The sequence below is a fragment of the Pseudomonas sp. AC112 genome (assembly GCF_979253545.1).
Genome location: NZ_CEEDCM010000001.1, coordinates 5,736,541 through 5,759,716 on the forward strand (window position 1 = coordinate 5,736,541; position 23,176 = coordinate 5,759,716).

20 protein-coding genes are annotated in these 23,176 nt (G+C 63.1%); 6 read left to right on the top strand and 14 right to left on the bottom strand.

What is annotated here, in order from left to right; translation table 11 throughout:
- Positions 1 to 34: 34 nt before the first annotated feature.
- The 4 genes from AC0IYN_RS26730 to AC0IYN_RS26745 form a co-directional block, all read right to left on the bottom strand.
- On the bottom strand, positions 35 to 3,562 hold the full coding sequence (locus tag AC0IYN_RS26730) for a molybdopterin cofactor-binding domain-containing protein (RefSeq protein ID WP_471844113.1): 3,528 nt from the start codon (positions 3,560 to 3,562) through the stop codon (positions 35 to 37).
- 5 nt (positions 3,563 to 3,567) lie between these two features.
- Complete coding sequence (locus AC0IYN_RS26735) at positions 3,568 to 4,050, bottom strand: (2Fe-2S)-binding protein (RefSeq protein WP_471844115.1); 483 nt, start codon at positions 4,048 to 4,050, stop codon at positions 3,568 to 3,570.
- Positions 4,051 to 4,338: 288 nt separating this feature from the next.
- Positions 4,339 to 4,773: a MarR family winged helix-turn-helix transcriptional regulator gene (locus tag AC0IYN_RS26740; RefSeq protein WP_471844117.1), complete on the bottom strand. Its 435-nt coding sequence runs from the start codon at positions 4,771 to 4,773 to the stop codon at positions 4,339 to 4,341.
- 160 nt (positions 4,774 to 4,933) lie between these two features.
- Positions 4,934 to 5,986, bottom strand: coding sequence for a 2,5-dihydroxypyridine 5,6-dioxygenase (locus tag AC0IYN_RS26745; protein WP_078048281.1), 1,053 nt, complete (start codon positions 5,984 to 5,986; stop codon positions 4,934 to 4,936).
- A gap of 307 nt (positions 5,987 to 6,293) precedes the next feature.
- Between AC0IYN_RS26745 and AC0IYN_RS26750 the strand changes: the two genes are divergently transcribed.
- From AC0IYN_RS26750 to AC0IYN_RS26775, 6 genes are all read left to right on the top strand, one after another.
- Positions 6,294 to 7,427 (top strand): FAD-dependent monooxygenase, encoded by a 1,134-nt coding sequence (locus AC0IYN_RS26750; RefSeq protein ID WP_457239803.1) that lies wholly within the window; start codon positions 6,294 to 6,296, stop codon positions 7,425 to 7,427.
- Positions 7,424 to 8,221, top strand: coding sequence for an alpha/beta fold hydrolase (locus AC0IYN_RS26755; RefSeq protein ID WP_457267643.1), 798 nt, complete (start codon positions 7,424 to 7,426; stop codon positions 8,219 to 8,221). The genes AC0IYN_RS26750 and AC0IYN_RS26755 overlap by 4 nt, the downstream gene beginning before the upstream one ends.
- Positions 8,222 to 8,235: 14 nt before the next feature.
- Positions 8,236 to 8,988, top strand: a complete 753-nt coding sequence (locus AC0IYN_RS26760) for a maleate cis-trans isomerase family protein (RefSeq protein ID WP_010210656.1) — start codon at positions 8,236 to 8,238, stop codon at positions 8,986 to 8,988.
- Between the two features lie 13 nt (positions 8,989 to 9,001).
- Entirely contained in the window at positions 9,002 to 9,634 is a 633-nt protein-coding gene (locus AC0IYN_RS26765) for an N-carbamoylsarcosine amidohydrolase (RefSeq protein ID WP_078048279.1), read from the top strand.
- A 320-nt stretch (positions 9,635 to 9,954) separates the two neighbouring features.
- On the top strand, positions 9,955 to 11,265 hold the full coding sequence (locus AC0IYN_RS26770) for an MFS transporter (protein ID WP_406599484.1): 1,311 nt from the start codon (positions 9,955 to 9,957) through the stop codon (positions 11,263 to 11,265).
- 28 nt (positions 11,266 to 11,293) lie between these two features.
- The gene (locus AC0IYN_RS26775; protein ID WP_406599483.1) at positions 11,294 to 12,370 is read left to right on the top strand and encodes a nucleoside hydrolase; all 1,077 of its coding nucleotides are present in this window, start codon (positions 11,294 to 11,296) and stop codon (positions 12,368 to 12,370) included.
- A gap of 40 nt (positions 12,371 to 12,410) precedes the next feature.
- Here the strand turns inward: AC0IYN_RS26775 and metC are convergent, their stop codons facing one another.
- The 10 genes from metC to AC0IYN_RS26825 all read right to left on the bottom strand — a co-directional run bounded on the left by metC (position 12,411) and on the right by AC0IYN_RS26825 (position 22,956).
- Positions 12,411 to 15,110 (bottom strand): cystathionine beta-lyase, encoded by a 2,700-nt coding sequence (gene metC / locus AC0IYN_RS26780; RefSeq protein ID WP_471844122.1) that lies wholly within the window; start codon positions 15,108 to 15,110, stop codon positions 12,411 to 12,413.
- Positions 15,111 to 15,138: 28 nt separating this feature from the next.
- On the bottom strand, positions 15,139 to 15,786 hold the full coding sequence (locus tag AC0IYN_RS26785; protein WP_406599481.1) for a glutathione S-transferase family protein: 648 nt from the start codon (positions 15,784 to 15,786) through the stop codon (positions 15,139 to 15,141).
- Positions 15,787 to 15,894: 108 nt separating this feature from the next.
- On the bottom strand, positions 15,895 to 16,491 hold the full coding sequence (locus tag AC0IYN_RS26790; protein ID WP_368946323.1) for a cysteine dioxygenase family protein: 597 nt from the start codon (positions 16,489 to 16,491) through the stop codon (positions 15,895 to 15,897).
- A gap of 16 nt (positions 16,492 to 16,507) precedes the next feature.
- Entirely contained in the window at positions 16,508 to 17,332 is an 825-nt protein-coding gene (locus tag AC0IYN_RS26795; protein WP_457239810.1) for an amino acid ABC transporter ATP-binding protein, read from the bottom strand.
- Positions 17,319 to 18,002 carry an amino acid ABC transporter permease gene (locus tag AC0IYN_RS26800; protein ID WP_457248991.1) on the bottom strand — a complete coding sequence of 228 codons (684 nt, stop codon included), beginning with the start codon at positions 18,000 to 18,002 and terminating at the stop codon, positions 17,319 to 17,321. The genes AC0IYN_RS26795 and AC0IYN_RS26800 overlap by 14 nt, the downstream gene beginning before the upstream one ends.
- Entirely contained in the window at positions 17,992 to 18,717 is a 726-nt protein-coding gene (locus tag AC0IYN_RS26805) for an amino acid ABC transporter permease (RefSeq protein ID WP_068933488.1), read from the bottom strand. The genes AC0IYN_RS26800 and AC0IYN_RS26805 overlap by 11 nt, the downstream gene beginning before the upstream one ends.
- Positions 18,714 to 19,916, bottom strand: coding sequence for an aminotransferase class I/II-fold pyridoxal phosphate-dependent enzyme (locus AC0IYN_RS26810; protein WP_457248992.1), 1,203 nt, complete (start codon positions 19,914 to 19,916; stop codon positions 18,714 to 18,716). The genes AC0IYN_RS26805 and AC0IYN_RS26810 overlap by 4 nt, the downstream gene beginning before the upstream one ends.
- Positions 19,913 to 21,334 carry an FAD-binding oxidoreductase gene (locus tag AC0IYN_RS26815; protein WP_471844834.1) on the bottom strand — a complete coding sequence of 474 codons (1,422 nt, stop codon included), beginning with the start codon at positions 21,332 to 21,334 and terminating at the stop codon, positions 19,913 to 19,915. Before AC0IYN_RS26815 ends, AC0IYN_RS26810 begins: the two co-directional genes overlap by 4 nt.
- Entirely contained in the window at positions 21,327 to 22,133 is an 807-nt protein-coding gene (locus AC0IYN_RS26820) for a transporter substrate-binding domain-containing protein (RefSeq protein WP_471844126.1), read from the bottom strand. The genes AC0IYN_RS26815 and AC0IYN_RS26820 overlap by 8 nt, the downstream gene beginning before the upstream one ends.
- A 1-nt stretch (position 22,134) precedes the next feature.
- Positions 22,135 to 22,956, bottom strand: a complete 822-nt coding sequence (locus tag AC0IYN_RS26825) for a transporter substrate-binding domain-containing protein (protein WP_100490847.1) — start codon at positions 22,954 to 22,956, stop codon at positions 22,135 to 22,137.
- Positions 22,957 to 23,176 lie beyond the last annotated feature (220 nt).

Consider the following 23,176-nt stretch of genomic DNA (forward strand, 5'->3'; position numbering starts at 1 on the left):
GCAAGCCCGCTCCCACAGTTTTTATCGCGCAGTGTCAGTGGGTACCGGGGTTGGCGCGCAGGTGGGCGACCTTCTGTTCCAAGCCACTCCACTGTGGCGCATTCGGCGCGAACTTGCCGCGTAGGTAGGCCACCAAATCCGCCACCTGGCTATTGGACAAACTGTCCTTGAACCCCGGCATATACCCCAGGTCCTTGGTCGCCGGGTTGCTGATGCCTTGCAGAATTACCTTGATCAAATTATCCGGCTGATCGCTGTGCACATTGGTGTTGGTCGCCAACGACGGGCTTACCCCAAACAATTTCGGCCCCAGGCCGTCGGCATGGCAGGCCTTGCATGAGCCTTCGAACACCCGCCGGCCATTGGGATTTGGCACGGTAACGGCAGCGGCCACCTGGGCCTCGGCCGCCGCTTCGCTGTTAAGCGACGCCAGGTACACCGCCATGGCGCGGATATCCGCCTTGGGCAATTTCGACAACTCACCCACCACCGGCCCCATCGGGCCTGCCGCTACGCCGTGGGCATCGGAATAGCCAGTGCTCAGGTAAGTAAACAGTTGATCTTCGGTCCACGGCGTCGGCGCCTTCGACAGCCCCGTCAACGCCGGCGCCTCCCAGCCGTCGACCCTGCCGCCCGCCAGGAACGCCTTGCCGCCCTTCTCCGCGCCCAGCAGGTTACGTGGCGAATGGCACGCGGCGCAGTGGCCCAGGCCATTGACCAGGTAATTCCCACGGTTCCATTGCTCGCCGCGTTCAGGCTGCGGCGTGATTTCACCGCGCCGAAGATTCAGGGCGTTCCACCCCGCCATCAATGGCCGGATATTGAACGGAAAGCGCATGGCATTTGGCGTCGGCGCCTGGCTCACCGGCGCCTGGGACATCAGGTAGGCATACAGCGCCTGCATGTCCGCCTCATTGATATTGCGAAACGCCGTGTAGGGAAACGCCGGGTACAGGTTGCGCCCGTCACGGCCAATACCGTCGCGCATCGCCCGCTCGAAGGCCGGGTACGACCAGGCGCCGATTCCGGTCTTCACGTCCGGGGTGATGTTGCTGCTGTACAGCGTGCCGAACGGCGTTTCCATGGCCAGCCCACCGGCATTGGTCGCACCGCCGGGCGCCGTGTGGCACACCGCGCAATCCCCCACCGCCGCCAGTAAACGCCCGCGCTCCAGGGTGGCCTTGGACCAGGTGCCGGCACCGGGCGGAGCAATCGGAGCGATTTCATTGTGGAACGGCCAGGCTGTCGCCAGCACCGCGCCCAGGGTGGCGAACAGCGCGCCGAACCACCACTTCCTGCGTTTTTGCGGCGACTTGGCCGGTTCACCCAGGGTCGCGGCATTCAGTGCCGCCAGCACGCGCTCCGGGGTGATCGGCAATTCGCGAAACCGAATGCCGGTGGCGTCGTAGATGGCATTGGCGATTGCCGCCGCGCTGGGCACCGACGCCGACTCACCGGCGCCCATCGGCGGCTGGTCCTGGCGCGGCATCATCATCACGTCGATCTTCGGCACTTCGGGGAAGGTCAGGATCGGATAGCCGCCCCACTCCTTGCTCGCCACCGTCGACTCTTCAAACGTCACCCGCTCCTTCAGCACACGGCTGGTGGACTGGATCACGTTGCCGTGGATCTGGTGCTGCACCCCGGTCGGGTTGATCATCATCCCCGAATCGTGGCCGATCACCACACGCGTCACCGACACATCGCCGGTCTGCTTGTCGATGGCCACATCCGCCACCCACGCTGCCCAGGCCGCGCCGAACCCCGGGAACTTGCTGTGGATGTAGCGCGCGTAGGCAAAGCCACGGCCACGCAGCAGATGGTCCTCGTTGTCGGTTTGCATCGGCGCGGTGCGCGGTGCCCAGTTGGCGCGTTCGGCGGTGGATTTCACCAGGTCGATGGCGCGCTCGTCCTTGAGGTAACGCAGGCGGTATTCCACCGGGTCGACGCCGGCGGCGAAGGCCAGCTCGTCAATATAGGATTCGTGGGCAAAGGTGTTGGGCAAGGCCGATACGCCACGCATCCACGAGGCCCGCACGATGGGCGCCATGTCGTTGATGGTCACGCGCAGGTTGTCGATGTCGTAGGGCGGGATGGAGGTGCGGTCGCCCATTTCGAACATCGCCGCCACCGGCTCGACGCGGCCGGTCAGCAACAGTGCCAGGGTCGGCGCGCCATTGGAGGGGTAACTGGTTTCAAAGTCGTAGGCGGCGATGCTGCCATCGGCGTTGAGGCCGCCGTCCACATCCATCAATTGCGCGGTGCCCTTGGGCTCCCACAGATGCTCCTGCTCGCGGGTCAGCTGCACACGCACCGGCTTGCCGACCGCACGGGACAACAGCAAGGCATCGGCGCACACATCGTCGGCGCAATTGCGCCCATAACAGCCGGCAGCCTCCATGCGGATCACATCGATCAGGCCTTCTTCGCATTCCAGCAACCACGCCAGGTCGGCGCGCAACAGGTGCGGGTTCTGGCTGCCCGACCATACCCGGCTGCCGGCCGGCGAGTAATCCGCCACGCTGCAAGACGGACCGATCGAGCCATGCATCTGGTACGGCCATAGGTAACTGCGCGCCATGCGTTGGCTGGCATTGGCCAGGGCTGCATCCACGTCGCCCTGGTCGAGGACGGTGCGGCGCACACGGGGGTTGTCGCGGATGGCCTGCTCGACATCGCTCATGTCCGGCAAGGCGTTGTTCCAGGGTTTCCACTGCACCTGCAGGTCGGCGGCCGCCTTGATCGCCTGCTCTTCCCGCAACGCCACCACCCCCACGAAATCGCGGATCACCACCACCGCGACCACGCCAGGGATGTGTGCGATGGACGCTTCATCCACACTCAACAGGGTGTTGCCGACAAAGTCGCCGCAATCAAGCCCGGCATACGGCGGGCGAATCACCCGGCCATGGAGCATGCCCGGCACGCGCATGTCATGTACGTAGGTCAGCTCGCCAGTGGCTTTGCCGGGGATATCCACGCGTGCGGCGCCCTTGCCTACCAGGCGGTAGTCCTCGACGGCTTTCAGCGGGGCATCGCCGCTGATGCGCAGTTGGTCATGCTGGCCGCTGACCAGTTCGCTGTAGGTGGTGGTGCGCCCGTCAGCGGCCTGGATAACGCCGGCGTCGACCTTAAGACTGCCGGTACTCACGCCCCAGCGCCCCGCCGCCCGCGCCAGGAGAAACCGCCGCGCCTCGGCTGCCGCATTGCGCAGGGGCACTGCGGAAATCTGCAGCGTGGCGCTGGCAATGGTCGCGCCCTGGTTGGGTACGCGCTCAGTGTCGCCGAGCACCATCTTTACCTGGTCCATCGCCAGGTCCAGTTCTTCGGCGACAATCTGCGCCAACGCGGTGCGAATGCCGGTGCCCAGGTCCACATGGCCATTGAACGCATACACCAGGCCGTCGTCGTTCACCGCAATGAACAGCCCCAGTTCCTTGGGTTTCACGGTGGGGGTGCCACCCTTGGCCACCGGCCCCGAAGGCGGCAGCACATCATCGACGATCAACAATACGCCGGCCTTGGCCAGCCACTGGTCACGGGAAAGCGGTGTGTCGATCATGGTCATCAATCCACAGTCATCAGGCGGGCCGCACGCAGCACGGCGCGCAGGATTTCGATATGGGTGCCACAACGGCAGAGGTTGCCCGACAGCGCGTAGCGCACCTCGGCTTCGCTGGGGTTGGGGTTACGGTCGAGCAAGGCCTTGGTGGTCATGATCATGCCGTTGAGGCAGTAGCCGCATTGCGCCGCCTGCTCATCGATAAAGGCCTGCTGCACCGGGTGTGGCACTTGGCGCGTGCCCAGGCCTTCCAGGGTGACAATCTCGCGGCCTGCGGCGCCCGACAACGGAAACACACAGGAACGGGCCGCCACCCCATCGATGATCACAGTGCATGCACCACACTCCCCGAGGCCGCAGCCGTATTTGGGGCCATTGAGTTGCAGGTCATTGCGCAGCACCAGCAAAAGCGGCGTGTCCGCCATGGCGCTGACGTCGCTTTTTTGCCCATTGACCTCAAGCGTTACCGTGATGTGCTGGCTGATCATTCGCTTCGCCCGTAACAGTTGGTGAAGTGGTCACTACATCAAATAGTCAAAAAAAAGCGTCGCGGACCTGGGGTCTCACGACACACTTGACGGATGAAGTGGCTACTACATGAACTCAAAGCAAAAGCGGTGCCAGAAGGCGGATAGATACCCTGTGGTGAGCGGGCTTGCCCCGCGCTGGGTGGCGAAGCCGCCCCAATAATGCCACCGAGTGCTTCCAGATGAATGGCGGTGTCTAGTTTCAGGGCCGCTTCGCGCCCCAGCGCGGGGCAAGCCCGCTCAACACGATTATTCCTGCGGGTCGTCGATCATTTTGCGCAGCAGGAACAGCACCGCAACCCGTTCGGCGGGGTTGAGGTTGCTCATGGTCAATTCGCTGATCTGCGCGGCGCGGGGTGCGGTCTGGGCCACCAGTTCGGCGCCTGCCGGGGACAAGTCCACCACCACTTTGCGCTTGTCCTGCGGGTCCGGTTCCAGGCTGATCAGTTCCTTGGCCTTGAGCCGTTCGACGATGCCGCGAATGGTCGCCTGGTCCACGGCCGTCGCCTTGACCAGCTCGGTCAGCGAACTTGCACCGTGATCGCGCAGCGCGCACAGGGTCACGAACTGCACGGCAGTGAGCTGGGAATCGCCGACATTCTGCTGAAAGATCGCCAGGTGGCGCTGGTAGGCCTTGCGCAGCAGGTGGCCGACTTGTTCAGAAAAGACGTAGGAATCTGTCACGGCGGAGCTCGAAAGATGGCTGGCGATGGGGAGGCATGATAACGGGATGTGCCGCAAACACCTACCCATGTAGGAGCCGGCTTGCCGGCGATGAGGGCCCTGAATCTTGCGCTAGGCTCAGGGACGCCATCGCCGGCAAGCCGGCTCCTACAGGGGGATGTCAGCGGGCCAGGGAGGCTGGCGGCGCAACCACATCACCGGCGATGACCACCGCTTCATCATCCAGGTACACATCGCAATTACGCAGCGGGATGTCCATATGGCACGGCGTCTTGCGCGTCCCGCCCACTTCAGTATTCGGCCCGGTGGAGAACAGGAAGTTGCCATAGAACGCCCGCGCGTCCATGCACATGCCATCGTTCTTGTCGTGCAGGCCCATCGCCGTCCACTGCGCCCGTGGCTGCAGGCCCCAGCCGATATGGGAGATGCCGTACACCTCGGGGTCGTTGAAGTACTTCATGTAGTCACGCAGGTACTCGGCCTCGAATCCCCCGTGGATCTTGGTGATGAAGCCCTTCTCGATCTCCAGGGTGATCTTCTCGCGGGTGTAAGTCTTGAACGGCAGCAGGATGTCGCCGATGTCCAGCACCAGCACGCCTTCGGCGGTTTCTTCGTTGGGCCAGGAGAACAGGAAGCCGCTCGGCCAATGGTCCCAGCGCCCTGGCTCGTCGGCAAAGCCGTATTCGGTCACCGACGGGTATTGTCCCAGGGCAGCGCGAAAATCACTGCCGGCGCGGGATTTCACGTGGATTGAGCGTGCCTTTTTCAGCAACTGCTCGGCCGCCAGCACGCGCACTTTGTCTTCTTCGGTGGGCAGCATGCGCGCCAGCACTTCCGGCGGCTCCACGGCCAGCAGGATGCGCGTGCCAGTCTTGAGGATCTGCTCCTGCTCCGGCGAGTGCAGCAGCATCATGGTGTCGACGATCAGGTCGGCGGCTTCCAGTGCGCGTTGCGCCGCGATATTGCCGGTGAGCGCGGTGTCGCCGCAGTAGGCGGTCATGTCGTTGCCCATTGCGCGTGGATGGTTGAACGACGGCAATTCCACTGCATACACCTTGGCCCCCAGGCGCTGCGCAGCGTCCATCGCCGCACGCACGGTGCGCGGGTCGGAGTAATGGCTCTTGAGCACGGCAACGCTCTGGGTCGGGTCGACCTTGGACAGCGTCAACACGTGTTCAAACATCTGGGTCAGTTCGCAATCGCTTACCGGCATTTTCCTGTCTCCTGTGGGCCTGCACCAAGTTCAAGCACTGCGCTTCACTCTAGTGCATTTTTATAGCGTATACGCCATTTAATAACGATAAGACCCGAATTGCGGACAGACTGCAAGCGGCGCGCCAAAACGTTACCTATCGAAACAAGTCCAATATTTATTGGCTACATCGCGTTACACAGGACAATTATGGCCAAAAAATAAATTTGCACAGGCAGGCTTCCCATTTCAAAAAATGAGCGTATACACTTTAAAAACCTTGCGGACAGACGCCGCCAAAAATCAAAAAGAGAGAGGAACACGCCCCATGGGAAGCACTCAGAAAATCGCCATCGTCGGCGCCGGCCTTGGCGGTGCCGCCGCTGCCACCCTGTTGCAGCAAGCTGGTTTCGACGTGGATGTGTATGAGCAGGCGCCGGAGTTTTCCCGCTTGGGTGCCGGGATCCACATGGGTCCCAACATCATGAAAATCTTCCGCCGCATGGGCATCGAAAAACAGCTGGACCTGATGGGCTCGCACCCCGAGCACTGGTTCAGCCGTTGCGGCGAAACCGGCGACTACCTCTCGCGCATCCCGCTCACCGGCTACGGCGCGTCCTACATCACCGTGCACCGTGGCGACCTGCATGCGCTGCAGATGTCCACCCTCAAGCCCGGCACCCTGCACTTCAACAAGCGCCTGGAAACCCTTGAAGAAACCGACACCCAAGTGCGCCTGACCTTCGCCGACGGCCAGGTGACCTACGCCGACATCGTGATCGGCGCCGACGGCATCAATTCCAAGATCCGCGAAGAACTGCTCGGCGTGGAAAAACCGCTGTACAGCGGCTGGGTCGCACACCGTGCGCTGATCCGTGGCGACCAGTTGGCCAAGTACGACCTGAAGTTCGAAGACTGCATCAAATGGTGGACCGAAGACCGCCACATGATGGTCTACTACACCACCGGCAAGCGCGACGAGTACTACTACGTGACCGGCGTGCCCCATGCCGAATGGGACTTCCAGGGCGCGTTCGTCGACAGCAGCCGCGACGAGATGTTCGACGCCTTCAAGGGCTACCACCCCACCGTCCAGGCCCTGATCGAATCCACCGAAAGCGTGACCAAATGGCCGCTGCGCAACCGCAACCCGTTGCCACTGTGGAGCCGTGGTCGCCTGGTGCTGCTCGGCGACGCCTGCCACCCGATGAAACCGCACATGGCCCAGGGCGCCGGCATGGCCATCGAAGACGCGGCGATGCTCACCCGCTGCCTGCAGGAAACCGGCATCAGCGACTACCGCACCGCCTTCCAGCTCTACGAAGCCAACCGCAAGGAACGTGCATCGCGGGTACAAGCGGTGTCCAACGCCAACACCTGGCTGCGCACCCAGGAAGACCCGGCCTGGGTCTACGGTTATGACCTGTACGCCCAGGAACTCAAATCGGGGGTGGCCGCGTGAGCACCTTCCTCTACGGCGGCAACGTGCAGGCCAATGGCATTCGCCAGCACTACCTGCGTTATGGCGGCAAGGGCCCGGCGCTGATCCTGATCCCCGGCATCACCAGCCCGGCGATCACCTGGGGCTTCGTGGCCGAGCGCCTCGGCGCGCAGTTCGACACCTACGTGCTGGATGTGCGTGGTCGCGGCCTGTCGTCCACCGGCGCCGAGCTGGATTACAGCGCGGACACCTGCGCCGCAGACATCGGTGCCTTTGCCGATGCGCTGAACCTGCACAGCTACCATTTGATGGGCCATTCCATGGGCGCGCGCTTTGCCGTGCGCAGCGCGGTACTGCACCCCCAGGGCGTCAACCGCGTGGTGCTGATCGACCCGCCGGTGTCCGGCCCGGGCCGACGCGAATACCCGAGCAAGCTGCCGTGGTACGTCGATTCGATCCGCCAATCCCTGGAGGGCATGGACGCGGAGGCGATGCGCGCCTTCTGCGCCACCTGGACCGACGAACAACTGCAACTGCGCGCCGAATGGCTGCACACCTGCTATGAGCCCGCCATCGTGCGCGCCTTCAATGACTTCCACACGGTGGACTTCCACCACGACCTGCCCCGCCTCAAGGCTCCTGCGCTGTTGATGGTGGCCGGGCGCGGCGGCGTGATCCTCGATGAAGACATTGCCGAAATCCAGGACCTGCAACCGGCCATCCAGGTGGCCCGCGTTCCGAATGCCGGGCACATGATTCCGTGGGATGACGTCGACGGTTTCTTCCACGCCCTTGGCGACTTCCTCGAACAATAACCATGGAGACCACCATGCAGAAGCCTTACCGCATCGGCCAGATCGTGCCCAGTTCCAACACCACCATGGAAACCGAGATACCGGCGATGCTTACCGCACGCCAGGCGATCCGCCCTGAGCGTTTTACCTTTCACTCCAGCCGCATGCGCATGAAGCAAGTGCGCAAGGAAGAACTGGCGGCCATGGACGGCGAATCCGACCGTTGCGCCGTCGAGCTGTCCGACGCCAAGGTCGATGTGCTGGGTTATGCGTGCCTGGTGGCGATCATGGCCATGGGCCTGGGTTATCACCGCAACTCCGAACAACGCCTGCGCAAGGCCACCGCCGACAACGACGCCAACGCCCCGGTGATCACCAGCGCCGGCGCGTTGATCGAAGGCCTGAAAGTGATGGGCGCCAAGCGCATCGCGATTGTTGCGCCGTACATGAAACCGCTGACCGAACTGGTGGTGAACTACATCCGCGAAGAAGGCTTTGAGGTGGTGGACTGGCGTGCGTTGGAGATTCCGGACAACCTTGAAGTGGCCCGCCACGACCCGGCCAACCTGCCGGCCATCGTCGCCGGCATGAACCTGGAGGGCGTCGACGTGATCGTACTGTCGGCCTGCGTGCAGATGCAGTCGTTGCCGGTGGTGGCCAAGGTCGAGGCGCAAACCGGCAAACCGGTGCTCACCGCTGCCATCGCCACCACCTACGCCATGCTCAAGGCCCTGGACCTGGAACCCATCGTTCCCGGTGCTGGCGCCCTGCTTTCTGGCGCCTACTGAGGGGAGTGAAACGATGAGCGAACAATCCGCCGACGCCAACTATCAAGGCGTATGGGGCAACCGCATCGGCTTCGGCAAAAAGGCCGCACTGCTGATGATCGACTTCATGCAGGGCTACACCACCGAAGGCGCACCGCTATTCGCGCCGGGGGTGGTCACGGCCGTGGCTGAAAGCGTCGAGCTGCTGGCCACCGCACGCAAGCACGGGATTGCGGTGGTGCACACCAATATCCGCTACCATCCCGGCCATTTCGTGGACGGTGGCATCTGGGTCAAGAAGGCCCCGGTGATGAAAGACATGGTCGAAGGCAACCCACTGGCGGCGTTCTGCGCCGACGTATTGCCCCAGGCCGATGAAGTGGTGATCACCAAACAGTACGCCAGTGCGTTCTTCGGCAGCAGCCTGGCGCCGATGCTGCATGCCCAAGGCATCGACACCGTCGTGCTGGCCGGTTGTTCCACCAGCGGCTGCATCCGCGCCACGGCGGTGGATGCGGTGCAACACGGGTTTCGCACCATCGTCGTGCGCGAATGCGTCGGCGACCGGCACCCGGCCCCCCATGAGGCCAACCTGTTCGATATCGACAGCAAGTATGGCGACGTGGTGAGCAAGCAGGAGGCGATGCGCAAATTCAAGGAGCAATAAGACGGTACTGAGAACCGCGCCATAGAGTGCGGTCTTGAACAAACTGAGGCCCGGCCTTGGAACACATTCAAAAGTGGAAACCGATCCCTGTGGGAGCCGGGCTTGCCCGCGATGCAGACGCTGCGGTGTAACAGTGACACCGCGCCGATGCTATCGCAGGCAAGCCAGCTCCCACATAAGCCCGGCGTCCATATGGAGCGTGTCCAGCCGCCGCCCTCAGTCTTCTGACACTGCCTTTGGAAGTCGCTTCTACAGCACTCCGAAGTGCTGGAACAAAAGCGGCTGTATAAAAACCATAAGTCACCGCCAGGAGACACCCAATGCCCATTGCGAATGCAGCGCCCGCGACCACGGTCGCAGACCCCGTCAACACGCTTTACCACAAGATCACCTGGAAACTGATTCCGTTCCTGTGTTTCTGCTACCTGGCCGCCTACCTCGACCGCATCAACATCGGCTTCGCCAAACTGCAGATGCTCGACCAGTTGCAGTTCAGCGAAACCGCGTTCGGCCTCGGTGCCGGCCTGTTTTTTGTCGGCTATATCCTGTTCGAAGTGCCGAGCAACCTGGTGCTGGAACGGGTCGGCGCGAAGATCTGGATCGCACGCATCATGATCACCTGGGGCCTGCTCTCGGCTTGCACGATGCTGGTCACCTCCACCACCCAGTTCTACATCCTGCGTTTTCTGCTCGGCGCCGCTGAGGCGGGCTTTCTGCCGGGCGTGCTGTACTACCTGACCACCTGGTTTCCCACCCACCGACGTGGGCGCATCATTGCGTTGTTCATGATCGGCCTGCCGCTGTCCAGCGTGATCGGCGGCCCGCTATCCGGCTGGATCATGGGCCACTTCGATCATATGGGCGGGCTGCGTGGCTGGCAGTGGCTGTTCCTGATCGAAGCGGTGCCCAGCGTGTTGCTGGGCGTGCTGACCTTCTGGGCCTTGCCCAACACCTACCAGCAAGCCAAATGGCTGTCGGACGAGGAAAAAGCCCTGCTGGAAACCGAGTTGCGCAAGGACGACGCCGACGGCGCCGGCAGCAAGCACAGCTTCCGTGACGGCTTCTTCAACCTCAAGGTCTGGATGCTCGGCGGTATCGACTTCTCGATCCTGCTCAGCGCCTACGCCATGGGTTTCTGGATGCCGACCTTCATCCGCAACGCCGGGGTCACCGACACCTTCCATATCGGCGTGCTCACCGCGCTGCCAAGCGTCGCCGCCCTGCTCGGCATGCTGCTGATCGGCGCCAGCTCCGACAAGCACCGCGAACGCCGCTGGCACATCATCGTGCCGTTTTTCATCGGCGCAGCGGCCATGGCCACCAGCACCTTTTTTACCCATAACGTGGCAGCCACCGTGGCACTGTTTGCGATTGCCTCGGCGGCGATCATCGGCGCAGTGCCGGTGTTCTTCAGCCTGCCGGCAACCTTTCTCAAAGGCACCGCGGCGGCCACCGGCTTTGCCCTGGCCTGCTCGGTGGCGAATATCGCAGGCCTGGTGAGCAACTCGTTGATGGGCGTTGCGATCGACGTCACAGGCAGCAGTGCCGGTGCCTTGTGGTTTTTCGCTGGCTGCCTGATTCTCAGCAGCTTCCTGGTCATCGCCTTGCCGGCGAAACTGGTGAACCGTTGATAACAACAACTTTTTCGGATGAATCACCATGCAAGGCTTCTTGAAACGCTGTGCGTTGCTTGTGGCGGTCGGCCTATGTGCCGGCACCGCGCAGGCCGCGGAAAAAGTCATCTTCGACACTGACTTCAATGTGCTCAACGATGACGGCCAAGCCTTCATCATGCTCGCCCAGTTGCACGCGCAAAAACGCATCGAGCTGCTGGGCATGACCCTGGTCAGTGGCAACGCCTGGGTCGACCAGGAACAGGTCGATGCGCTCAAGGCCGTGGAACGCATGGGCGTGGAGAAAGAGGTGGGCGTCTACTCCGGCGCCGCCTACCCGCTGCTGCACGACTACGCCACCTACGAGGCGGAAAAAGCGCTGTTCGGTTCCGGCTGGCCGGGGGCATTCAAGAACCCCCGCCCAACTTCGCCCAAGCAGTTGATCGCGCCACCTGATGGCCTGGCGACACACACCCAATTGCGCAAGGAAACCGCCGCGCAATTCATCGTCGACAGCGTGCGCGCCAACCCGCACCAGGTGACGATCCTTGCCGTCGGCCCGCTGACCAACGTCGCCCTGGCGATTCGCTCGGCGCCGGATATCGTGCCGCTGATCAAGCGTATCGTGTACATGGGCGGCGCCCTGGAGATCCCGGGCAACACCACGCCGGCGGCGGAATTCAATTGGTGGTTCGACCCGGAGGCGGCGAAGATCGTATTGCGCGCGCCGATCGAGCACGTGATTTTCCCCAACGATGTGTGCGAGAAAGTCACCTTCGACAAAACGGTGTACCAGCGTGTGATTGCCCAGAAAGGCGCGATTGCGGATCTGTACAAGCACGAGTTCGGCCCCTTGTTCGACAAGGACCCGAGCTACCACAGCTTTACCTGGGACAGCTTGCCGGCGCTGTACCTGGTCAATCCGGATATCGTCACCGAATCACGGGAACTGTGGGTAGATGTGGATGCCACCTTCGGAGCCGACTACGGCCGCGCACTGGGCTACCAGAAAGGCGCCCCTGTGGGCACGCAGAAAGCCAAGGTGGTGTTCGGCGTGGACCAGAAGAAATTCTGGGATGGCTACGTCAACCTCGTGACCCTGCCGACGCCGGTCAAGCACTGACCGGTTGCGCGCTCCCACCTTGCGTGGGAGCGCGCTCCCTTCACCCTGCCAACGCAAACCCGCGCTGCAGGTCCTCGATCAACGCCGCCACATCCTCCAGGCCGATATGCAGGCGCACCACCGGGTTCAGCGCACGGTCCGCCGCGCTGTCGCGGTCCTGGGTATCGGCCACGGTGACCAGGCTTTCATAGCCACCCCATGAAGCACCCAGCCCGAACAGTTGCAGGCCGTCGATAAAACGCTCGACGTAGGCCGGTTCACGGCTGTTCAGTTCAAATGACAGCAAACCGTTGCTGCCGGTGAAATCCCGACGCCACAACGCGTGACCAGGGTGGCCAGGCAATGCCGGATGGAACACGCGCTTGACCTGGGGTTGAGCCTGTAGCCACAACGCAATGTCCAGGGCCTGGCGCTCATGCACATCCAGGCGCGACGCCAGGGTGCGCGCACCGCGCAGGATCAGGTAGGCATCGTCGGCACTCACGGCATTGCCAAAGGTGTCGCTCATGCGGCCCAGCGCCGGCCAGGCTGCCTGGGTGGTGCACACGCTGCCCATCATCACGTCGCTATGGCCGCCGAGGTATTTGGTGAGGGCCATGATGGAAATATCCGCGCCCAACGCCAACGGCCGGTACAGGTAGCCCGAGCCCCAGGTGTTGTCCACGGCCAGCAGGATATTGCGCGGCTTGCACAAGGCAGCCATCGCCGGCAGGTCGCACAATTCATAGAGCAGCGAACCTGGCACTTCGGCGTAGACCAGCTTGGTATTGGCTTGCAACTGCGCTTGCAGGTCTTGGCCTTCGGGGGAGAAATACCCGACCTCGATCCCGAATGGCTGCAGGAACTCGCGGGCCAACTTGCGCACCGGCGAATACACCGCATCGGTGATCAACACATGATCGCCGGGGCGCAGGTAGGCCAGGAACACCTGGGCAGCGGCCGCCAGACCGGTACCATAGAGACGCGTGCGGTAGCCACCTTCCAGTTCGGTGACCAGGTCTTCGAGGGCGTGGGAGGTCGGGTTGCCGCGCGCGCCGTAGGTCAGCACCCGCTCGCTGTCACGGCGGGCACGGGCGTCGCGCATCTGCGCCAGGTTGTCGAACAACACAGTGCTCACGCGCGTGATTGGCACGTTGACCGCACGGCCGCCATGGCCTTTTTCGGTGCGGGCCGCGTGGATCAGCCGGGTGCGCACCCGCGATGGCGCGGCCAACGGCTTGAGGCTGGCGATTTCCGCCGTGCTCATTTGCGCCAACAGGCCGATTTCCCAGGCCAGGTACTGGCGCGCGGCGTCCTTGTTGCCGCTGTGACGGTCGTGGGTGAAGAACAGGAAGTCGATGCACTGCGCGTCGGGCGGGTTTTGCGAGTCTTCAGTCACCGGCAGGCCAGCGGCGGCCCAGGCGGCAACACCGCCGTCGAGCAATTGTGCCGACAGGCCTTCGGCAGCAAAGGCCGCCAACGCAGGATCATCCGCTACCAGCACCAACGGGCGATGGTCGGTTTTGAGCAGCGGGCGAATCGACCAGCGCGAACCTGCAATATGACCTTTGCGAAACGCCATGCTCGGGCGCAAGTCGATCAGGTTCACATCGTTCAATTCAAGGGCCAGCGCCTGGGCATTGATCAACGGCAGCGGCTCATAGGCCACCGGTTGCAACATCGGCAACACCAGGCCGCTGTCGACTCCACCGTTCAATACATACGCCTCATGCCCCAACTGGCGCAGCCAACTGGCAACAATCGGTGCACGCACACCATCACTGTCCACCAGCACAATGCGCGCCTGGCGCACGCCGATGTACAGGTCGGTGGACTGGATCAACTGCCCGCCCGGCGTATGTTGCGCGCCCGGCAGGCGGCCGGTGGCAAACTCTTCAGCGGTGCGCACATCACACAGGAACAGGCTGCGTTGCGCGTCATCAGCCCACTGACGCACCTGGTCCGCCGCAACCGTCACCACCCCTGCCCGTTCGGCCAGCTGGCGTGCGGCCTGGCGCTGCTGGGCCAGGTCGGTGCTGACCCGGTCGGCATATCGCCGCGTGCTGCCGTGCTCCAGTTGCAAGTCTTCCAGGTACCAGCCCTGGGTGCCGTTTTCCAGCGCGTAGATCGGGTTCTTCAGCCCCAGGTTGATCAGCGTCTGCGCGCCGATAATGCTGCGGGTACGGCCCGCGCAGTTGACCACGATAGGCGTGCTGTCGTCCGGCACCAGGTCGTGCACACGGTAACCGAGCTCGCCGTTGGGGCAGCAGATGGAACCGGGGATGGTCATCTTGCGGTACTCGTCGAACGGCCGGCCGTCCAACACCACCAGCGGCTCACCGCGCGCCTGCCACTGCGCCAATTGCCGAGCAGTCACATGCGGCGTGTGGCTGGCCTCTTCGACCAACTCGCCAAAGGCCTTGGACGGCACATGCACCCCGGCAAACAGCTGCAAGCCGGCTGCCTGCCAACCGTCCGCGCCACCTTCCAGCACATGCACACGGCGATAACCCAGCGCCTGCAAACGCGCGGCCGCACGCGCCGCCACATCACCGCCATCTTGGTCATAGATCACCAGGCGCACCTGCGGATTGGGCGCCAGGCGGCGTACTTCCAGCTCCAGGCGGCTATAGGGCAGGTTCACCCCATGGAACAGGTGGGCTTCCCCGTATTGCCCGTGTTCGCGCACGTCGAATACAGCGATTTCCTGCCCGTCGAACAGCCATTGCTGCAGTTGACTTGGGGTGATGGTCTGGCTCATGGAAGTCCCAACAAAGTAAAAGTAAGAGTTACTGCAACGCCAACGAACGCTCGCCCGCCGCCACTTCGCGCCCCTTGGCATAGGCACGCTGCACCGCTGGCCGCGCCTTGATGCGCTCACGCCAGGCCTGGATATGCGGGTAGTCCGTCAATACCTGGCCTTGTCGCAGCGGCTGGATCCACGGGAAGATCGCCATGTCTGCCACCGAGTATTCACCCGCCACGTAGGGCACTTCGGCCAGGCGCTGATCGAGCACCCGATACAGGCGCGTGGCTTCGGCGTTCAGCAAGTCGAGGGCGAAGGGAATCGGCGCCGGCGCCTTCTCCTTGAACACCTGCAACTGGCTCAAGTACGGGGTGATATGCCCCACCTGCCAGAACAGCCATTCCTGCACCTTTTGCCGCTCCACACTGCCCACCGGCGGCAGGAACTGCCCGGCGCTGTCGGCCAGGTAATTGAGGATCGCACCGGATTCGAACAGGCTCAGTGGCGCGTCAGGACGATGGTCGACAATCGCCGGGATCCGCCCATTGGCGCTGATGCGCTGGAAATCGGCATGCTTCTGCTGGCCTTCGCGGATATTCACCGGCACCAGGCGATACTCCACGCCCAGCTCTTCGAGCAGGATGCCGACTTTCAAGCCATTGCCCGTCGGCCAGTAATACAGATCAATCATAAAAACCCCTCAGTCCCCAGTAGGAGCCGGCTTGCCGGCGATAGCGCCAGTAAGCCAGGTGGTGGCCCATCGGACGCCATCGCCGGCAAGCCGGCTCCTACAAGGGTTTTATGCGTAAGCCTTGATAGACGGCGCCATCTGCGAGGCGTTGTAGTTGAGGATGCGACCGTCGGCTTCCACGCCATACCGGCCGTTCAGGGATTCCAGCGGCAAGCCATACAGATGGAAATGCAACGTCGCCTGCTCACCCTCAACCTTGATGCCATGCAGGTCCTCACCGAGGAACGAGATCGACGTGCCCGGTTGCACGATCACTTCCTTTTCCAGGCTCAGGGTGGTGAACCCCGGCTCGCGGCCTTCGTCACTGCGCGCGTAGACGTAGTTGATCTCCTGGCCTTCGATGGCGCTGATGATCGCCCAGGTCTCGTGGTTGTGCGGGATCGTGCTTTTGCCCGGCAGCAACGAGTTCAGGTACAGGGTCGGCGTATCGCCGTCATCGTTCAGGCGATAGCGAAACGCAGTGCTGCCCTGCCCCGGCACCGGCGCGGGGAATGCGTCGAAGTTGAACAGGTCGCGACGTTCTGCGAGGTTTTCCAGCAGGCCAACGATTTCTGCCAGGGCCGCGCGGTCTACGCCGCGTTGGTTGATCACGCGGATCTGCTGCAAGAACGCCTCGATAACAGCAGCACGGTTTTCGATACTCATCACGAATTTCCTCTTATCAGACAGACAGGCTGTAACGGCTCAAATTGGTCAACAGGTACGGGTCGTGAGCGATGGGGCCACGGCGCCCCGAATCGCCCAAGGCATGACGCAGGAACGTCTGGGTGCGTTCGCTGGTTGGGTTCTGGAAGATCTGCGCGGCGCTGCCATGCTCGACAATCACGCCGTTCTCGGTGAAATACACCACGTCGCTGATCTCTTCGGCGAAGCGCATTTCATGGGTGACCAGCACGCAGGTCATGCCCTCCTCGGTCAACTCGCGGATCACCGTCAGCACTTCGCCGACGGTTTCCGGGTCGAGGGCCGAGGTCACTTCGTCAAACAGGATCAGCTCCGGGCGCATCGCCAACGCGCGAGCAATCGCCACGCGTTGTTGCTGGCCGCCGGAGAGCTGGCCGGGATAGGCGTCGGCCTTGTGCTCCATGCGCACCTTGGCGAGCAATGCACGGGCGTCTTTCTCGGCGTCGGCTCGGTTGCGGCCCAGCACCTTGCGCGGCGCGATCACCAGGTTTTCCAGCACCGACAAGTGCGGGAACAGGTTGTACTGCTGGAACACAAACCCGACGCGTTTGCGCAGTTCGATGCGCTGGGCCTCCTGGGCCAGGGTGTCGACCTGGGTCTGACCCACGCGGAGGCTGCCACGCTGGGGCTGCAACAGCCCGGTGATGCAACGCAGGATTGTCGATTTGCCCGAGCCCGACGGACCGATGATCGACACGGCCTGGCCGCGCAGCACGTCGAGGTCGATGCCCTTGAGCACCGGGTTGGCGCCGAACGACAGGTGCACGTCCCGCAGGCTCACCAAGGGTTCAATAGAAGGCATAACGGCGCTCCAGGTGTTGGGTGAGACGGGAAATCGGGTAGCAATAGGCAAAGAACAGCACCAGCAGGCTCAGGTAAATCACCACGGTGAAACCGGTCATGTTCACGGTGTTGCTGGCGATCTGCGCGGTGTCGATCACGTCATGAACGCCCACCAGCGAAGCCAGCGCGGTGCCCATGGTGACCACCGCATACAGGTTCATCCACGGCGGCAACATGCGCTTGAAGCACTGCGGCAGGATGATCGAACGGAACAACTGGCTACGGGTGAAGGCCAGCGAACGTGCGGCTTCCCACTGGGTGCTGGGGATCGAGCCGATGGCCCCGCGAAAGATCTCCGCCACGTTGGCGCTGGCAGGCAACGCCAGGCCGATGGTGACCTTGACCCAATCGGGGAACGACACGTAGCTGCTGCCGATGTGGATCTCGAACGGGAACACGTAGGTGGTGAAATAGATCAGTACCAGCCACGGCGCGTTGCGAAATACCTGCACCCACAGGCGCGCGACAAAGCCCAGAGGCGACAAGGCCAACGCACCGATCAACAAGCCCAGCACCGAGCCCAGGGCAATCGCCACCACGCTGATCAGGATGTTCTGGCCGAAACCGGCCACCAGCGCCGGCGACCATTGCAGCAACGCCGACAGCACCGGGAATGAATCAATGGCCATAGCCGGGCATCCTCAGGCGCGCTTCAAGCCAGCGCCCCACACAATTGACGATAAAACTCAGCAGGCCGAAAAAGCTCAGGATCAGGATCATCAGTTCCAACACGTTATCGCTCTGGGTCCAGATCATGATGGCCGCGTAGGTGATATCGCCCACGGCAATGGCGGAGGCCACGGCGGTCATCTTCACCAGGTCGATCAGGTTGTTGATCAGCGACGGCAAGGCAAAGCGCAACGCCAGTGGCAACTGCACATTCCACAGCAACTGGCGGCTGCTGAAAGCCAGGGAACTGGCAGCTTCCAGGGTCACGGCAGGCACTGCCTCGATGCCGGCGCGCAAGGCCTCGGCATGGAACGCGCCTTTGTGCAGGGAAATCACGATCACCACCCAGGCAAACGGCGTCAGCGGGTTGGCCGCGCCGACCGCCTGGGTCAGCAGCATGTTCAGCACCAGAAACGCGCAGTACAGCTGCACCAGGGTTGGCGTGTTGCGCGTGACTTCGACGAACACCCGCGCCGGTTTGGCCAGCCACGGGTTGCCCGAGGTCAGCATCGCCGCCAGGGTGATGCCCGCCAACAGGCTGCCAATAATGGTGAACAGGCACAGCAGGCCGGTGGTCAGCGCGCCCTGGACCAGGGTGCCGCGCTGGTAGGCATCCAACAGGAAGTTGTAGTTGAGGCCAATACCCGCAGCCCAATGGACAAAAAGCTCCATCATCGCAGTTTTCCGCAGGCGCTTGCGATACGCCGCCCAGCCTCGGCAACGCTGTCGGTCGCGGTGGCGATGGATAGGCGGAACCACGGCGACAGGCCATAGGCACTGCCGGCCACACCGGCTACGCCCTCCTCCAGCAGCCACGCCACCACATCACCATCGTTGTCGATGCGCTGGCCGTCCGGACGCACACGCCCCAGCAACCCGGCGCAGCGCACAAAGACAAAGAAACCGCCCTGGGGTTCGAGCACTTCCAGGCCGTCGACGTTGCTCAGCGCCGCCACCAGAATGTCCCGGCGCAACTGGTACGCGGCGACCTGCTCGGCGAGGAAATCCAGCCCGCCGTTGTAAGCCGCCAATGCAGCGGCCTGGCCCACAGAGGAAGCGCCAGAAGTGGATTGCGATTGCACCACCGCGATGGCCTCGGTCAGGATTTTCGGCCCCGCCCCAAAGCCAATGCGCCAGCCGGTCATGGCGTAGGTCTTGGACACGCCACCCACCAGCAGGCAGCGGTCGAGCAAGTCCGGCGCGACGTTCAGCAGGCTTTGCGCAGGGCGGCCGTCGAAGCGGATGTGTTCGTAGAGTTCATCCAGCAGGACCAGCACCTGGGGGTGACGGCGCAGCACCTCGGCCAACTCGCGCAACTCGGTGTCGCTGTACACCGCGCCACTGGGGTTGCCGGGGCCGTTGAGGATCAGCCAGCGCGTGCGTGCGCTGATGTGTTGTTCCAGCTGCGCCGGCAGCAGCTTGCAGCCCTGCTCCAGCCCGCATTCGATGAAGACCGGCTCACCGCCATTGAAGCGCACGCTGTCGGGGAACGACGGCCAGTACGGCGTCGGCACCAGGACTTCGTCGCCGTCGTCCAGAGTGGCGGCAAAGGCATTGAAGATGATCTGCTTGGCGCCGTTGGCGATCACAATGGACGCCAGCGGATAGTCGAGGTGGTTCTCTTCGGCCAGCTTGCGCTGCACCGCGACGCGCAAGGCCTTCACGCCCGGCGTCGGCGTGTACTTGGTAGCGCCGCCAGCAATGGCCTTGTAGGCGGCCTGCTTGATGTGTTCCGGTGTGTCGAAGTCCGGCTCGCCCGTGGTGAGGTCGAGAATATCGCGACCCGCCTCGCGCAATTCAGTCGCGCGGGATTTGGCCGCAGCGTTGGCGGACAGCGACACCCGCTGCACGCGTTGAGACAGGCGAAGGGTCATGGCTGTACCTCAAGGACTTTGCCGGGGTTGAGCAGGTTGTGCGGGTCGAGCGCCTGTTTGATGCGGCGCATCAGGTCCAGCTCCACCGGGCTTTTATAGCGGCCAAGCAGGCCGACCTTGCGCTGGCCGATACCGTGCTCGGCACTGATCGAGCCGCCATGGGCATGGGCGCTGTCGAGCACCAGGGCGCTCAGCTCGGCGTAGTGCGCCATATGCGCCTCTACGGTCGAACCCAGCGGATGGGCCACGTTGTAATGCAGGTTGCCGTCACCGAGGTGACCGAAAGTGAAGTTGCGCACACCGGGGAAGTGCTGCTGCAACAACGCATCGGTATGGGCCACGAAGGCCACCACCTGGGAAATCGGCACCGAGATATCGTGCTTCATGTTGCGCCCGGCGCGCTTTTGCGCCTCGCTCATGTTCTCGCGCAGCTGCCACAGGGCTTCGCTTTGCGCCAGGCTTTCGGCGATCAGGGCATCACTGATCAGCTGCTGTTCGAAGGCATCCCCCAAGACTTGCTCGAAGGCTTCGCGCGCATGGCTTTCGCCGTGGTTGTCGGAGAGTTCGATCAAGGCGAACCAGGGCTGGCTCGCGGACTTGAACGGCTGTGGGCCTTCCGGGAATTGATCGCGCAGCAGGGCCAGGCAATCGGCGGTGAGCAGTTCGAAGGCGGTCAGGTTCGCACCGAAACCGGCACGGGCATGGGACAGAAAGGCGACGGCCTGGGCGAGTTCGTCAAACGCCAGCAGCGCAGTGGCCTGGGCCTTGGGCAGCGGGAACAATTTCAAAGTCGCAGCGGTGATGATGCCGAGCGTGCCTTCGCTGCCGATGTACAGGTCGCGCAGGTCGTAGCCGGTGTTGTCCTTGCGCAGACCGCGCAGGCCGTGCCAGATCTCGCCTTCGGCGGTCACCACTTCCAGGCCCAGGGTCAGCTCGCGGGTGTTGCCATACCGCAGCACGCCGGTACCGCCGGCATTGGTGCCGAGGTTGCCGCCAAGGGTGCAACTGCCTTCGGCACCCAGGCTCAGCGGAAACAGGCGATCGGCTGCGCGGGCCGCGTCCTGAACGTTTTGCAGGATGCAGCCGGCTTCCACGGTGAGGGTGTCGTTGTCGGTATCCACCGTACGCACGCGGTTCATGCGGTCCAGCAACAGCAGCACCGAACGCCCGCTGGCATCCGGTGTGGCGCCGGCCATCAGGCCCGTATTGCCACCCTGCACCACGATCGGTGCCTTCAGAGCCACGCAGGCACGCACCACCGCCGCCACTTCTTCGGTGTTGGCCGGGTGCACCGCCGCAACCACCTGGCCAGTGTAGCGGCCCTGCTTGTCGGTCAGGTAATGCGCCGCTGCCTCGCTGGTTTGCACATGGTCTGCGCCGAGCAGCTGTTGCAAGGTGGCGAACAGCGCATCACTCATGGCTGTATTGCTCATGCAGATCACGCAGGGCCTGGGACGGTGCCATGCCGGTACGCTCGCCGAGGGCGATCAGGAAACCGCTTTTATGCCAGCCCTTGACGATGGCATCGAGCTTGGCCTGGGTGTCGTGTTCGCCCTTGCGGATCCAGATCACCGAGTTGGACGGGATCAGGTCGCCCGGCAACGGGATCTCGTAGCCCGCCCACTCCGCATCGCTGAGCAGCGCGTGCATGGTCGGGCTGACGTGCACCGCGGCCACGCAGCCATTGCCACGCAGCGACAGCAGCGACTCGGACTGGCTGCGGAAGGCCTTGATCTGCGCGCCGTAGGTCTCTTGCAACGGCTTAATGAAGTTGCTGCCCTGGGACACGCACACCGGCTTGTCCTTGAGGTCGGCCCACTGCTTGATGCCGGCGCCTTTGCGAATCAGTGCCGCGCCGCCCACTTCTTCGTACGGCGTGGGCACGTAATCGAGGATCTCGGCGCGCTCTTCGGTGAACTGCATATTGGCGATCAGGATGTCGACCTTGCCCTGCTGCAGGAACTGCACGCGGTTGGGCGCCAGCACCGAAACGGTCTTGGTTTCGACGCCCAGCGCCGCGCCGATGCCCTTGGCCAGTTCGACGTTGTAGCCCAGGTGTTCACCGGTCTTGGGGTCGAGGGTGCCGAATGGCGGACCGCTGAGGATCACCCCAACGCTGATGGCGTGGCGTTGCTGGATCTTGTCGAGGGTGGCGTCGGCATGGGCGAAGCCTGCGCACAAGGTCAGGCCGAGTGCGGTGAGGGTCTTGAAATGCATGTCAGGCGCCCTTGAACTGTTGCTGCAATTCCACCAGCGCAGGCGATGCCGGGCTGATACGGTTGCGGGTCTGGGCGTCGATCAGCCAGCCGCTGCGGTGCAGTTCCTTGACGATCGGATCGAGTTTGGCCTGGGTGTCACTTTCACCGCGACGGGTCCAGATCACCGAAGGCGCCGGGTTGAGTTCCGGGCCGATCACGCGGTAGTCCTTCCACTCGGCGCTGTCGTTGATCAGCGGATTGATCAGGGTAGAGTCATGCACCGCCGCCACGCAGTTGTTGCCGCGCAGGGCCAGCAGCGATTCCGAAGAGCTCTTGAACGCCTTGAGTTGTGCACCGAACTCGGTCAGCGGCTTCACGTAGCTGCTGCCCTGGGAGGTGCACACGGGTTGATCCTTGAGGTCTTCCCAGCGGGCGATCTTGCTGTCCTTGAGCACCGCAGCGGCGCCGCCGATGCGGTAGAACGGGGTCGGCACAAAGCCGAGGATCTCACCGCGCTCGGCGGTCCATTCCATATTGGCGATCAACAGGTCGACCTTGCCCTGCTGCAGGAACTGCACACGGTTGGCGGGCAGTACCGGTACCAGTTGCACCTCAGCCTTGAGTTGACGGCCCAGCTCGTTGGCCAGGTCGACGTTCAGGCCCTTGGGCTTTTGCGTGGCCGGATCGATGCTGCCGAATGGCCCGCCAGACAACAACACGCCGACCACCAGCACGTGGCGCTGTTCGATCTTGTCCAGGGTCGCGTCGGCCTGCGCCGCCACGCTGCCGCCCAACGCGATGATCGACCCGAGGGCCACCGGCAACCATTTGTTCAACTTCATTGGACTTCCCCCTGGCAAGTGATCGGCGTACCCCGACCTGATGGAGGGGCATGCTAGGGAGAGTGCGGGGGCAACGGAAATGCAAATATCTCATATCGTTATAACTTGCCGTATACGCACGACCTTCATTTACGGCATAAACCATGTTTTGTTGGACTCTATAAAATTACGCTTCACCAATACATAAATATCTGTAATGTTTAACTTCACACCCTTGATA

Bases quoted from the DNA above. Each gene is read 5' to 3' on its own strand.
- AC0IYN_RS26730 (WP_471844113.1), bottom strand. From the start codon at position 3,562: ATGATCGACACACCGCTTTCCCGTGACCAGTGGCTGGCCAAGGCCGGC.
- AC0IYN_RS26735 (WP_471844115.1), bottom strand. From the start codon at position 4,050: ATGATCAGCCAGCACATCACGGTAACGCTTGAGGTCAATGGGCAAAAA.
- AC0IYN_RS26745 (WP_078048281.1), bottom strand. From the start codon at position 5,986: ATGCCGGTAAGCGATTGCGAACTGACCCAGATGTTTGAACACGTGTTG.
- AC0IYN_RS26750 (WP_457239803.1), top strand. From the start codon at position 6,294: ATGGGAAGCACTCAGAAAATCGCCATCGTCGGCGCCGGCCTTGGCGGT.
- AC0IYN_RS26760 (WP_010210656.1), top strand. From the start codon at position 8,236: ATGCAGAAGCCTTACCGCATCGGCCAGATCGTGCCCAGTTCCAACACC.
- AC0IYN_RS26765 (WP_078048279.1), top strand. From the start codon at position 9,002: ATGAGCGAACAATCCGCCGACGCCAACTATCAAGGCGTATGGGGCAAC.
- AC0IYN_RS26770 (WP_406599484.1), top strand. From the start codon at position 9,955: ATGCCCATTGCGAATGCAGCGCCCGCGACCACGGTCGCAGACCCCGTC.
- AC0IYN_RS26775 (WP_406599483.1), top strand. From the start codon at position 11,294: ATGCAAGGCTTCTTGAAACGCTGTGCGTTGCTTGTGGCGGTCGGCCTA.
- metC (WP_471844122.1), bottom strand. From the start codon at position 15,110: ATGAGCCAGACCATCACCCCAAGTCAACTGCAGCAATGGCTGTTCGAC.
- AC0IYN_RS26785 (WP_406599481.1), bottom strand. From the start codon at position 15,786: ATGATTGATCTGTATTACTGGCCGACGGGCAATGGCTTGAAAGTCGGC.
- AC0IYN_RS26790 (WP_368946323.1), bottom strand. From the start codon at position 16,491: ATGAGTATCGAAAACCGTGCTGCTGTTATCGAGGCGTTCTTGCAGCAG.
- AC0IYN_RS26795 (WP_457239810.1), bottom strand. From the start codon at position 17,332: ATGCCTTCTATTGAACCCTTGGTGAGCCTGCGGGACGTGCACCTGTCG.
- AC0IYN_RS26800 (WP_457248991.1), bottom strand. From the start codon at position 18,002: ATGGCCATTGATTCATTCCCGGTGCTGTCGGCGTTGCTGCAATGGTCG.
- AC0IYN_RS26805 (WP_068933488.1), bottom strand. From the start codon at position 18,717: ATGATGGAGCTTTTTGTCCATTGGGCTGCGGGTATTGGCCTCAACTAC.
- AC0IYN_RS26810 (WP_457248992.1), bottom strand. From the start codon at position 19,916: ATGACCCTTCGCCTGTCTCAACGCGTGCAGCGGGTGTCGCTGTCCGCC.
- AC0IYN_RS26815 (WP_471844834.1), bottom strand. From the start codon at position 21,334: ATGAGTGATGCGCTGTTCGCCACCTTGCAACAGCTGCTCGGCGCAGAC.
- AC0IYN_RS26820 (WP_471844126.1), bottom strand. From the start codon at position 22,133: ATGCATTTCAAGACCCTCACCGCACTCGGCCTGACCTTGTGCGCAGGC.
- AC0IYN_RS26825 (WP_100490847.1), bottom strand. From the start codon at position 22,956: ATGAAGTTGAACAAATGGTTGCCGGTGGCCCTCGGGTCGATCATCGCG.